The sequence below is a fragment of the Adhaeribacter swui genome (assembly GCF_014217805.1).
In the GTDB taxonomy this organism is placed as follows: Bacteria; Bacteroidota; Bacteroidia; order Cytophagales; family Hymenobacteraceae; genus Adhaeribacter; species Adhaeribacter swui.
The window spans coordinates 5,769,652-5,782,427 of the sequence record NZ_CP055156.1 but is presented as its reverse complement, the minus strand read 5'-3'; the positions used below and the strand labels follow the sequence as shown (position 1 = coordinate 5,782,427).

The 12,776-nt window shown below is 42.0% G+C and carries 10 protein-coding genes; 2 read left to right on the top strand and 8 right to left on the bottom strand.

Features of this window, described 5'->3' with window-relative positions; genetic code table 11:
- Positions 1-317: 317 nt before the first annotated feature.
- The 5 genes from HUW51_RS23845 to HUW51_RS23825 form a co-directional block, all read right to left on the bottom strand.
- Complete coding sequence (locus HUW51_RS23845; RefSeq protein WP_185272081.1) at positions 318-1,190, bottom strand: manganese catalase family protein; 873 nt, start codon at positions 1,188-1,190, stop codon at positions 318-320.
- Positions 1,191-1,234: 44 nt separating this feature from the next.
- Positions 1,235-2,098: a hypothetical protein gene (locus HUW51_RS23840; protein WP_185272080.1), complete on the bottom strand. Its 864-nt coding sequence runs from the start codon at positions 2,096-2,098 to the stop codon at positions 1,235-1,237.
- A 551-nt stretch (positions 2,099-2,649) separates the two neighbouring features.
- Complete coding sequence (locus tag HUW51_RS23835) at positions 2,650-3,372, bottom strand: methyltransferase family protein (protein WP_185272079.1); 723 nt, start codon at positions 3,370-3,372, stop codon at positions 2,650-2,652.
- A 201-nt stretch (positions 3,373-3,573) separates the two neighbouring features.
- Positions 3,574-4,320, bottom strand: coding sequence for a carboxy-S-adenosyl-L-methionine synthase CmoA (cmoA, locus tag HUW51_RS23830; protein WP_185272078.1), 747 nt, complete (start codon positions 4,318-4,320; stop codon positions 3,574-3,576).
- A gap of 207 nt (positions 4,321-4,527) precedes the next feature.
- Entirely contained in the window at positions 4,528-5,004 is a 477-nt protein-coding gene (locus tag HUW51_RS23825; RefSeq protein WP_185272077.1) for a hypothetical protein, read from the bottom strand.
- Between the two features lie 276 nt (positions 5,005-5,280).
- Between HUW51_RS23825 and HUW51_RS23820 the strand changes: the two genes are divergently transcribed.
- Complete coding sequence (locus HUW51_RS23820) at positions 5,281-5,481, top strand: hypothetical protein (protein ID WP_185272076.1); 201 nt, start codon at positions 5,281-5,283, stop codon at positions 5,479-5,481.
- A 161-nt stretch (positions 5,482-5,642) separates the two neighbouring features.
- Here the strand turns inward: HUW51_RS23820 and HUW51_RS23815 are convergent, their stop codons facing one another.
- The gene (locus tag HUW51_RS23815) at positions 5,643-7,103 is read right to left on the bottom strand and encodes an APC family permease (RefSeq protein ID WP_185272075.1); all 1,461 of its coding nucleotides are present in this window, start codon (positions 7,101-7,103) and stop codon (positions 5,643-5,645) included.
- 522 nt (positions 7,104-7,625) lie between these two features.
- Between HUW51_RS23815 and corA the strand changes: the two genes are divergently transcribed.
- Entirely contained in the window at positions 7,626-8,579 is a 954-nt protein-coding gene (gene corA, locus HUW51_RS23810) for a magnesium/cobalt transporter CorA (protein ID WP_185272074.1), read from the top strand.
- A gap of 144 nt (positions 8,580-8,723) precedes the next feature.
- Here the strand turns inward: corA and HUW51_RS23805 are convergent, their stop codons facing one another.
- Positions 8,724-9,200 (bottom strand): hypothetical protein, encoded by a 477-nt coding sequence (locus HUW51_RS23805; RefSeq protein ID WP_185272073.1) that lies wholly within the window; start codon positions 9,198-9,200, stop codon positions 8,724-8,726.
- A 720-nt stretch (positions 9,201-9,920) separates the two neighbouring features.
- Entirely contained in the window at positions 9,921-12,695 is a 2,775-nt protein-coding gene (locus tag HUW51_RS23800; RefSeq protein ID WP_185272072.1) for a Kelch repeat-containing protein, read from the bottom strand.
- Between the last annotated feature and the right edge of the window lie 81 nt (positions 12,696-12,776).

Sequence of the window (12,776 nt, the reverse complement as noted above, 5' to 3'; positions counted from 1 at the left end):
CTGGATTAATTCAAGCTTTCTACGCAAAAATTTAAAGAAAGGTGCTTTTTTGGTGAAGCTAGCATAAAAGTTTAGTAAAGTTCCTGAACGGAGGAGTTACTAAATGCTTCTTGCTTTAGGTATTTTTTAAATTTTAGCCAAGTTTATAATTTTATAAAACGGCTATTTAATTATTAAATATTATAAAATAAAAACACCTTCTGCAGTTCTGCAGAAGGTGTTTTCGAAAGTTCGGGTTTATGAAAATTTTAAAAAAATCAGTTTTTGTGTACTGCATACCCGAGCAGCAGTAGCTGGGCTAATCAGCCTGGAAGAAACTAATCAATCGCATCTTTTATTTTGCCCATTACAGTGCCCAAGGGCCCCATCATCTCTTCGGTTTGAGCGTGGCCACGCGGGTCAGGTGGTGCTAATTGCGGCTCATCGCCCAGCGGCTGGATGGGTTGAACAGTAAACTGACCTTTACCATCAATAGAAGGTCCGGATGTCCAGCGGCCTTCGGGCGTAGTGCCGTCGGCAATGTTGGTAGAAACAAAAGTATAGTTGAAATCCTGGTTTTCGGAGCTTTGCGGAAAGCTGTTAGGTACCGGGAATGCCCCATTTAGTCCGCCTAATTCTTCAATCACGGCCATCCATTGGTTTTGGTGCATGGTGTCGCGGGCAATTAAAAACGAAAGCATGTCTTTCATGCCTAGGTCATCAGTCATTTCCCAGAGGCGGGTAGCCAATACCCGGCCACTGGCTTCGGCATTTACGTTGGCTAGCATATTGGCGGCAATATTACCCGAACCTACAACCCACGAACCATTAAATGGTACGCCGTTAGCATCGGTTGCTAAAGCCGCTAAACCACTCGATAAAATGTGGCGCGGGTCCATACCGCCTAATATCGCTCCAATCATGCTGTCTTTGGCCATCTCGTCTTTTAAACTCATGGGCGCCCCTTCTAAATTCAGGGCTACGGCCGTGGCGAGCATTTCAATGTGGCCAATTTCTTCGGTGCCGGTTTCCAGCAACATATCGCGGTATTTTACCGGTCCGCGGGTGCCCCAGGCTTGAAACAAATACTGCAAACACACCCGGATTTCGCCTTCGATGCCGCCAATAGCTTGTTGTAACATGCGGGCAAATGCCGGATTTGGTTTGTCTACTTTTACTTTGTACTGCAATCGTTTATCGTGGTAAAACATAGTTAACTGGGTTTAGTAGTGAGAAAATTATTCAGGTAAAATTTTTAAATTCCGGGCGGTACCGTAACCGAACCAGATCGCGTTGCTTGAAAATTTATTTTATCAATGGGTACACCTACGGGTTCCAGAATCAGGGTGGTATTTAGCTGATACGCTAAGGTATTATTGGCCCGGAATAGGTTATTTTTATCTAATTTTTCAATGGCTTTAGCCGATGTAATTTTGATCGGGGTTACCTGATTGGTTTTGATTAGGTAATTAGCCGGTATGTTATCTGCCACCGCTTTATACCCCGGAAACTGGGCGCTCACGGACAAGTTGCGCAGGTAATAGTCATATTTATTAGGGTTACTTACTTGTAGGGTAAGTACTACCTGCATGTGCTGAAAACCTATTTCTTCGGTGGCCAGGCTAGTTATTTCGGGCACTATTATTATCGGAATTTCAATAGGCAGTGTTGCCTGGGTTGCAATAGTTTGGATACCGGCTAAGGGTACGCGGCAGGTTAAATTAAAGCTGGCATTTACCGGGGTACTATCGGCTAATTGGCGCTGGAGCAATGGTAATATCTGAGGATAGTTAGCCCGGATAGATAAGTTGATAGGTTGCACTTTGCCGTTCTGCGCGTTGGTAAAAGACTGACTACCTCGGGCCACACTTTGGTCGAAAATTTTAAAATAATATTGCAGCTTACTGATATAAACCGGCAACCAAGGCGAAGTAGCTTGTAAATGCAACTGCATGGTGGCTTGCTCTTTTTTTATTTGCAGGTTGCTGATGCGAACCACTTTTATTTGGGGGGCAACGTAACGCAGTAGTTTCTCTTGAGGCGTAAAGGCATAGATTCCTAAACTGGCCACAACAACCAAAATAAGTACGATACCAATAAACTGCCCAAATCTTTTCATTCGTTATAAAATCACCCGGTGTTGTTTTAAATTCCCGCTACGATTACCGAAGAAAATAAAATTAAATAGGTGGGTATACGCTGATATAAAATTGGGGAAGGTGGGTTATCTACGGAAATACAATAGGGGAAAATACGGAATTTAAAAATTAGTATACTGCTATACAATTCTTGAAAGGTAAGTAAAGCGACACAAGTATCAAGATATTAGATGCTAGACTTTTGTAAGAATAAGTGGTTGTTTTAAAATAATATTACACTGAAACTCCGACAGCAATTAGATAAAATTAATTTTGCTCCTTTACTTAAAAGCAAAATCAGGCTTATTTAAAAATTAAGATGAGAGCTAACTGAAAGGTTGTTGGGGAAATAGCAGAGCCAGGCATAAAGTAACCATGAAGCACGCACAAAAGCATTACCGGTAATACACAAAAAAGCCGAAACAATTTCTGCCTTTGGCATTTTGTTTCGGCTTTTACCGGGCTGTTGCCTGGGAAAGTAGGCTAGCAGCTAAATTTTAAAAAAAAAGATTATAGCGTAAACACGGTGAGACTAGGCTACCATTTTACCGGTTTTTTTTAAATATTTAACAAAAAGGTAAACCACTAATAATACCGGCAGAATAATGTACAATATACTATTGCGGGTTTCTTCGTTAAAATTGGTAAGCTGCGGGTAATTAAAAAGTAAGATTAATGTAATACCTACCAGCCACACAAATTGGGTATTGTATTCTTTTAAAATCCAGCGGTTAGCGTTAAAGTACATGCCTTCAAAAGTTTTACTTATTCCTTTTAGATTCGGAATCCAGCGGTTTACCCGGCTACAATAAGCATCGAATTGCGTACCGAATTTGTTCCGTAAAAAATTTTCTTCGGCCAGCACAATAGCCTGGTAAATAAATAAAAACAGCGGAATCAGGATACCCACGTAAATAAGCGAGTTTGATAAAATACCTACTCCCAAGAGCATGAGAATATTACCCACGTACAACGGGTTGCGGCAATGATTAAAAATACCTTGCGTAACCAATTCTTCGGCGTATACTTTTTTGTCTTTCCCGCCCCGGATAATATATGCTAAACCAATAGTAGCGCCCCGGATGACCTGGCCCGCAATGGTTATAGTTAATCCCAGAATAATCGGCCACCAGTAATAATTATCCCCGAACATTTGGGGTGTAAAAATATCCGGCGAGGGAATAAACAAGGCCAGATACAAAAAGATAAATAATAAATTGCGGTATTTAAAAAAGAAATTACCTATGGTTACCATTAGAAGGATGTAGGAGGTTGTATGTTTTAAGTATTACGTTTTAGGTTGGTAAAAACGGCTAATATTTGCAATAGTAATTTAAGTCTTCGGCTATGCTGCAAAATGCAAGTTCGTTAAGTATAGAAAGAGATTAGCTGCATACACGCATTAATATACTTACCACTTATAACCTAAAACTTACCACCTTACTATCTAACCAGTTTATTTTTTTACCGCAATCAGGCCCGAAAAATTATACCATTTAAAAAATACCTCGCAGTGCGCAAAGCCCGCATCGCGCAGCATGTGAATGTTTTCGGATAATTTATAAGGAATCAACACATTTTCCAATGCTTCGCGTTTTTGCGATATTTCTAACTCGCTGTATTGGTTGCGCCGTTTGTGGTTGTAATAGTATTTAATAAACTCCCGATTAAATACGCTGTCTTCGGCCAGAATTTTCTCCACCAGAATTAAAGCGCCACCGGGCACTAAGCCATTCAGAATAGTTTTTACTAATTTCTCGCGGAAAATAGGCCGCACAAATTGCAGGGTTAAGCAAAGCACTACCACCGAGGCATTCTGAATATCGACGTTTACGTTTAAATCGGCTACCTGCAAATCGTAAGGTCTTTCGAAACCGGCTTCTTTTAATTTAGAATCGCATTTTTCCAACATTTCTACGGCATCGTCAACGCCAATAAATTTAATGTCGGGTGGTATCAGGGTGTTCATGCCCAACATGGTGGTGCCCGTAGAGCAGCCCAGGTCGTACACGTTGGTACCCGGTTGCACAAAATCGGCGGCTAGTTCGGCGGTCATGCGTTGCATTTCGCCGTAAAAAGGTACCGACCGGTTTACCATATCGTCGAATACGCCGGCCACTTTGGCGCTAAATTTAAAATCCGAAACTTTGTTGATTTCGTCTTTAAAAACTTCGTCTTTTCCCGTTTTTTCTTCTGAAGACATATAATTTGCGCTGGAAATTAAAATTACGAGCTATTTGCTTTATATAAATTGCTTAAAATTTAAAAAATAGTCTGATTTACATTCTTATGGGTTAGAACATAAGACGGCAGCTACTTTTTAGAAAGTTGGCAATTTAAATAAATTTTACCTTTGCCAAGACGAATGTTTTAAAATAATGTGGCGCTTGGTGTTGGCATTACCGGTAATTTAAAAATTAGTGGTATTGCTGTAATAATGAACAATGCCTTCTTTGGTGTTCGCAATTTCGCCGTAAGTAAGCGTAATGTTTTCGCCGTTCCATTCCAGCACATTATCAAACGATTCTACCCAAGGGTAAAGGCGCTCGCCTTCGCCGTATAAACTTTCGAGTAAGGCCACAAATTTGCGGCTGTTTTCTACGCCATTCAAGGTGATAAACACATGGCTTAAGCGGTCTTTGTAAAAAGCGTAGGTAATATCTGCGAATTTTACGCCTTTCATGGTCATTACATCGGTTTTGCGGCGGTAGTATTTGGTGTTGCCTTCTTTTTCGGTTAACACCAGGTTCCGGAAAGTTTTAATGGAAGCTCCCAGCCGGGCATCCCGGAAACCATTTTTCTTTTCGAGTTGCGTTATGGTTTGGGCCGAAGCCGTAAAACCAGAAATAAAAAACAGAACTAATAAAAATTTAAAAAATAGAATCATCCCCAGTGGCTTTCGTGAATTTGACGCAAAAATAATTAATTATTTTGTGGAAAGCAGAAGGTGGGTAAATTCTGATTTTTAAATTTTGATGTATTTGGCCAAAATATTTTAAATTATTTTTGGGTTGAGGGAATTAATTAAAAATATTTTCAGTTTAATGCTCAAAGGTTGAATATATTATAAATTTATTCGGAATAAGTTATATATTTGCACAACCAAGATCTAAAAATAAAGTATAAACCAGTATAGAAATTCTACTAAAAACTTATATAACTTATGATTGATCTTTCAGCTACCGACGCGAAAAACCTGGTTAAATCAGTTAAAAAAAATTGGTTATTTGTGCAGGAAATTAATGCAGTCCCTGCTTCCGGATCGGGTTGGAATGAGGATTATCAACCGGCTAATAAATTTTTATATTTTTCCGAAATAGTAGCTGCCGACAATAAGTTAACGCCCGTTAGCTCTTTAAATTAATTAAGCAGATTAATCGGCACTTATTTATTTCCCTGGTTTACCTAAACGGAGTTTGGTTGTATAATTCCTTAAAAGTAAATTTTTTAAAATTTTTATAAAACAGAAGAGCCCGTTACTTACTTGTAGCGGGCTCTTCTGTTTTATTGAACTTTAAATGTAATTTAGTTGGCAACCGGTACTTCTTTAAACTGTTTCCGGAAAACATAATACACCGGAATTCCCAGCGCTACCAGAATAAGGCCCGCACCCGCGTAAGCCGGTTGAAAAAGCAGTAAAACCAAACAAATACCCGAAGTAAGAATTACGTAGAGCGCCGGCAGAATGGGGTAACCCAATGCCCGGTATGGCCGTGGCCGCTCAGGTTGGGTGCGGCGCAAAACAAAAATGCCAATTATGGTAATAATATAAAACAGCAGTACCGCAAACATCACGTAGTTTAACATATCGCCGTACTTACCCGAAACGCAGAGCAAACACGCCCAGGCCGTTTGGCAATACAAGGCTACTGCCGGTACGCCGTTTTTATTTAAACGGGCCAACTGCGGAAAAAACAAACCGTCACGGGCAATGGTGTAATACACGCGCGCCCCGGAGAGCATTACCGTATTAATACAGCCAAAAGTGGATACCATAATTAAAAAAGCAATAAACAAAGTAGCTTTCGGGCCACCAACGGCTTCGGCTACGGCAGTACCCACCCGGTCGTCGGCAGCAAACTGAATGCCGCGGCTTAATACGCTGGTACCTTCGGGCGAACCTTGCAGGGGCAGCACCAATAGATAAACCACGTTTACTAACACGTAAAGCACCGTTACAATAATAGTTCCGATAACCATGCTCAGCACAATGGTGCGCTTGGGGTTCACAATTTCGTCGCCCGAAAAACCAATAACGTTCCAGCAATCGCTCGAAAACATAGAACCAATCATGGCTAAACCTATGGCAATTAATAAACCCGAACCGCCCAGCGGCAAAGGATTGGGGGCGGCAGCTGTTACCTGGTTGGCTTGCCACAAATTGGCAAAATTGGTTTGTACCACGTTGGCATCCATCCCAAAAGCAATGCCCAACACGATTAAAGCCAGCAAAGCCAGAATTTTAGTACTACTGAAGATATTGGCAATCCATTTACCGCTTTTTACGCCGCTGGCGTTTATAAAATTTAATAACAGCAAAACGCCCACGGCTAATAATTGCACCGTGGTAAACGGAAAGCCGCCTACGGTGAACAACACATTCGCTTCGGAAAACCAGGGCAAAAACACGCCGGTAAATCGGGCAAAAGCCATCGCTACGGCCGCAATAACGCCGGTCTGAATGACCAGAAAAAGTGTCCAGCCGTACAGAAAAGCCACCATTTTGTTGTAAGCTTCGCGCAAATACACGTACTGCCCGCCCACGTTCGGGAACATCGCCGAAAGCTCTCCGTAACTCAGGGCCGCAATAATGGTAATAAAACCAGCCAACAGCCACACGGCCAGCAGCCAACCCGCCGACCCTACCAGGCGGGCAATATCAGCGCTTACAATAAAAATACCGGAGCCAATCATGCCGCCGGTTACAATCATTACTGCGTCGAATAATTTAATTTCTCGTTTAAAACCCGTTGAATTTTCTGCCATAAGTACGTGCCCCCAAACAGGGCTAAATTGTAAAGGAAAGATACAGTAATTTTTCGGGAAGGAAATAAGCCAAACCAAAGGCGGCCCCTAGAATAGAAAAAATTTAAAAAATTAACCTGCAGGAATAGTTAAACACGCACAAAATAGCCGCCTTACGCACCATCAGAAAACAGGTAAATTCATAAATCCGGAATTTTTAAAAAAACTGTTGTTGCGTAATTTAAAATAGCTAAAAACTTATATCCGGTACTGAGCGCTTATTTACATTTATCAGTACCGTGCCAATTCATTCTATTTGTGCAGCGGTAAATAGTAATTTTACTTTATTTGTAGTTAAATCCGGGTAATTTTAGCGGTTACATGGCAATGTTAGCTTAAAATTAAATAAGTTTGCGGCAGATTTCTGGCGGTTACCGGGGCCATAAGACTTTCGGCCCACCAGAATTTTAATGTAAATTTTACGAGAGGCAATAAACGGACAATCTGCCTTTAAAATTGCCTTTTTACGAGCACACGCGGGTTATGATCAGAAGCTTTTACATTCAGGACAACGAATTGCATTGGGAGAAAAATCCAACAAATTTTTTGCCCGATGGCGAGAAAGAAATTGTTTGGGTGGACTTGCAATCGCCTTCGGCGGAAGAAATGAAACAGGTAGAAAAACATTTTGGTATTGAGTTTTTTACCGCCCAGGAAGCCGCCGAAATTGAAAGTAGTTCGCGTTACTTTGAAGATAGCAGTGGTTTTGAGGCCAATAGCGCTTTTGTGGTGTACGAAGGAGCGTCGTATACTACCCGGCAAGTTTCCTTTATTTTAAAAGATGATTTACTGTTTACCTTGCGCCGGGCCGATTTAAAATCTTTTGCCGAAACCGTAAGAAAAATAAAAACTTTTAAAAAAGGCACCACTACCAAAGCCATTCAAATCTGGCTACTGATCCTGGAAACCCAAATTGACCACGACGCCGACTTTATCGAATACCTGACCCGCACCACCAATACCGTTAGTAGAAAGTTAGTTAAGGAAAAATCTATTCAGGAAGAAAACCTGTTGCGCATTACCGAGTTACAGGAAAATACCATTTTAATCCGGGAAAGTATCGTGGATAAGCAACGCCTGGTTTCGTCGATGCTGAAGAGTTTTCAGGTGGAGGAGCCGGAAAAAGAACGTTTACGCATTGTAATTAAAGATATTAACTCACTGCTGCAACACACCCAGTTTAGCTTCGAACGACTGGAATACTTGCAGAATACGTTTCTGGGTTTGGTGAATATTGAGCAAAACCAGGTAATTAAAATTTTTACGGTAGTTACTGTGGTGTTTATGCCGCCCACTCTTATCGCGAGCATTTACGGTATGAATTTTAAATTTATGCCCGAACTAGCCTGGCAAGCTGGTTACCCCTTTGCGCTGGCCTTAATGGTTATTTCATCGCTAACCTTCTTATGGTATTTTAAACGCAAAAAGTGGCTTTAATTTGGATGTTGGATCTTAGATTATAAAAAAGATGCTTACTAACTTCAATAATATAGTTCATTGAGATCCGTCAAAATATATATATCTTTTATTTTAGTCTAACATCCAATATCTAACATCTAAAATCTAAAATCTAAAATCCACCTATTTACGGGTAGCTTTTACTTGCCATAAAACGGGTTGGCTGCGGTAAACCACGGTATTTTGGCCGGTCATGTTGCGGCCGTGAATGGTGCCGATTAAGGTGAAAGGAATGTTGCCTTCCGGGGTGATAACTTCGCCTTCGTAGATAAAATTAGCGCCGTTGAGTTGGGCTTTCTTAATGGCCATTTCGTTCTCAGACCGAAACCCGTTTAACGTAATCGATCCGGTATAACCCGCCGCCCCTCCCCGCTGAATGGTTAATAGTCCGCTAACCGGTTCTTGTTGGTCGTTGGTCATGGTGTACTCCCAGGTGCCGCTCAATTGGGCGTGTTCTTCGGGTGGGCTGTTAACGGCTACCGCAGTAACCGGCGCACTACCCGTATTTCCGGAAGCAGCAGTTTTCTGACGAACACAACCATTGCCTAAAATTGAAAGGAATAATCCACTTATTAATAAAGTTAAGCTGGTTGGTTTCATAAGTATCTTATTTTGAACTTAATTGGAGCATAATATAAGCACTAAAACGAAAGGAAATTTAAAATTTACTGTAGGAAAATAAACCCCGGCCTACTATGCAACAAGCACTCGTTCCTGCTGTAGAAAATAATTATCAACCAACTATGCAACTGATAGCCTGAGCCAGGTGCATGTGTTGACGCTAACCTGTTCTGTTGTTCCGCGAGTTTTAAGCGCCTTGCTTTTCGTTGATTCTGGGGTGGGGCCCTGTTACTTTGGGGCAAGATAAAAAGAACACAACCTCAGCAATCAAACAACTTTACTTAGAACCTGTTTCGTATTTATAAAAAAGAGGCAACCTTCGCCTTAGGGGGTGTCTCCATCACCAAAACGGGATAGCTCCACAAAATACTGCTCCTAAAAGCTTCTAATTGGTTCTTTTAATTAGTAGATTTCAAAATGCTAAACAGCTTCTTAGAAATCAAAGCAACACAGCTAACTGTGCGAACGAGAATTTTAACTGTTGTGCATTAACCAGTAAGGCACGGAAGTAAATCCGCGCCATAGTAGATGTACTTGTTTTAAAGTTAATACTTGTTGAAGAAGTTTATTGCCGGATTTTTTATGAAATCTCCCGCAAAGCTAAATTCCTAAAATACAAAATTTTAAAAAATGACCCTTGTCCTCTGACCAGAGCAGCGACAAGGGTCATTTTTAAATTCTAAAAAGAAAACGGATGACTTACCGGACTAACAGTCTGGTTTGCGTTGCACCACTTTTACTCACAGCCCGGATTAAGTAAGTGCCTGCACTAAACTTATCGGTAAGCAGATAATCCAAACGCGCCACACCATAATCATCTGGTTTTAAAATATCAGTTTGAATAAGCTTGCCGGTTATATCGTACAGGCTTACCGTAATTTCTTCCTGCGGAGCAGCATGGCTTAATTCCAATGTAGTTTTATCGCCGAATGTACCCGGATTAGGATAAACGTGAACAGCTAAACCTGTTTCCTGGCCAGGCAATTGCCGGGCAGTAGAGTCGTGGGTTGTAGGTTCTGCTGTTCTAAGTTCCTGGTAAACAATCGTGGTGATTGTATCGGGTTTAATGGATTGGGCAGCCGCTTTTACCCGGATGGTAGTGGTAACGGTGTGAATAGCCCGGGCATTATCTTTTACCAAAAGTTTAACCTGGTGGGTGCCTACCTTTAAGTTTACCGGGTAAGTAACGCCATTGCCCAAGAATTTATCGTTCAAATACCATTGGTGTAAAACCAGGTAACCATCTTTATCATAAGATTCTGAGCCGTTTAACGTTACGGGGGCATAGCCCGATGCGTTGGCTGTTACGGTTCGGCTATTCCCGGCTTTAGCTACGGGTTCTTTATTTAACTCGGCATTTTTGTAAGGCACAATGGCAATGGCATTTACTTTGGCTTTGTCAATCCGATTAATAAAATCAATGCGCACGGAGCCATCGGTAACTGTTACCGGAAAACTACGAACAATGGCCCGGTTTTTACCGCTGGCTGCCGCATAAATATCAAAATTAGGTAGTACTACGTCGCCTTCGATGCGCACATCAAATTCGCGTTGGTTCGAGCCGTTTTTATCTGATTCAACAAAGAAAAGCTGCACCAGGTATTTGCCATTTTTTACTGGTACGCGGTAAATAAAATAATTATTCCGGCCTGGCCCGGTTCGGGTACTGGTCCATTCGGTTTGATACATTGCTTGGTTTAAGCTGTTATAATCCGCGCCCATTATGGTATTTCCCGGATTTACTTTTCGGGCATAACCCCCCTCTACGTAGTTTTTACAATTTTTGCCCGTAGGGCAACCGCGCCATGTAATGTTGTTAACGGTTTGTGTGGCACCGCCGGCGTTAATGCGTACGGTAGCTAATTCAGGGGCTTTGCGGCGGAAATTAGCCGTAATCTTTTGGTTTCCTTTAATGGTTATATACACCGGGTTTTTAGTACCAGAAGCATCGCCGGACCAATTCGCAAAAGTGTAGCCGCTGGCCGCTTTAGCCGTTAATTTCACTTTTTCGCCATTTTTATAAGTTGCTTTATCCGGCGATTTAGTAACCGACCCATTGCCCGTTTGCTTGATAGTTAATACCGAAGAACCTTTTGTTACTTTTAAGTTAACGCAAAAACTAGCTTTGGTAAAAGTTCTCCCTTCTTTAACTCCCTCGGCAGTAATGGTGGCCTGGTAAGAGCCAGCCGCTAAACCAGTTGCCTGAATGGTGGCTTCTACGTAAGTGCCAGTAGGTAAAGCCCGACCAGTAGTGCGGGAAGTAATTTTAAGCCAGGCAGCATTGGAAGTTAAGCGGTAATTTTTTTCTCCCTCCATGGTAAATAATAAATTTTTAATTTTTACCGGCTCATCAGCGGCTACCGTGCGGCTAAAGCAATTTTCCAGAAAGTCTAATTTGTAAGTTGTGCGGCGGGGGAATGGTGCACTATAAGTATCCAGAAGTGGCAAGTGTTTGTTATATGGCCGACCACCGGCCAGTATTAATTTATTACCAATTACTTTGGCCGAAGTAGCAGTTAAAGCCCGCGGTAAAGTTAAGGCCGGTAGCTCGGTCCAGGAACCCCGGCCGCTGTTTGTTTCCGGATTAAACCGGGTAACTTTATTAGGACCACCATCGCCGCCCACCATGTAAATTTTTCCGTCGGCCACAAAAGTACTAGCTTCGCAGTGCGAGCGAACCATTGGTAAATCGGTTAAGCGGGTCCATTTATCGGTTAAGGGGTTATACACGTGCGAATATTTTTGGTCCTGACCGCCTCCGCAATCGTGCCCAAACTGCCCGCCGAGTACATACATTTTGCCATTAAATACAATCGTACTGAAATGATTGCGTTTGATGGGCATAGGCGTAAGCTTGTTTTCCCAGGTAGTCTGTCGCGGGTTGGCTAACCATTTATCTACGTTAAGGGTAAAGTGATATTGGTCCTGGTCGCTTTTACAGGATGTATAAATAAACCCGCCAACCAAGTGAATGGTACGCCCGATGAGCGCCGCGCCGCCCCCCCCCCAGGGAATGGGTTTACCGGTGGCTGGGTCTTTCAGCTCTGGTCCTTTTGCCCAACTGTTACGATTAACATCATAGATCCAGACTTCACTGGTGAGCGGGCCTAGGGTATTATCTAGACGGCCACCAATGTGCCATATTTTATTATCTACTACCACAATGCCTTGGTGTGTTACCGTTTTGCCGGCAGGCATGGACGCTAAGGATTTCCACTTATTCCGGGCCGGATCGTATACTTCCGGAATTGGTTCTACGATGGGCCAGGTGCCAATACCTCCAAAAGAATACATTTTATCTTGGTACAATACATTCACCATTTCGGCACGCGTATGATTGGCTTTTTGCTGGCGGGTCCATTGTGCCCAGGAGTACTGCCCCTGGCCAAGTAGCAGCATTAAAAAAACAAAGCGGCCAATAAGCGGAAATCTAGTTTTAAAATTCCGGTTTTTAAAAAAGTAAAGTTCTGACATGGTAATCCTAATAATAAGAGTTTAACAACAACTAAAAGCATTTGTGTACCTACAAAGCTACATAGTCTTACTATGTATAAC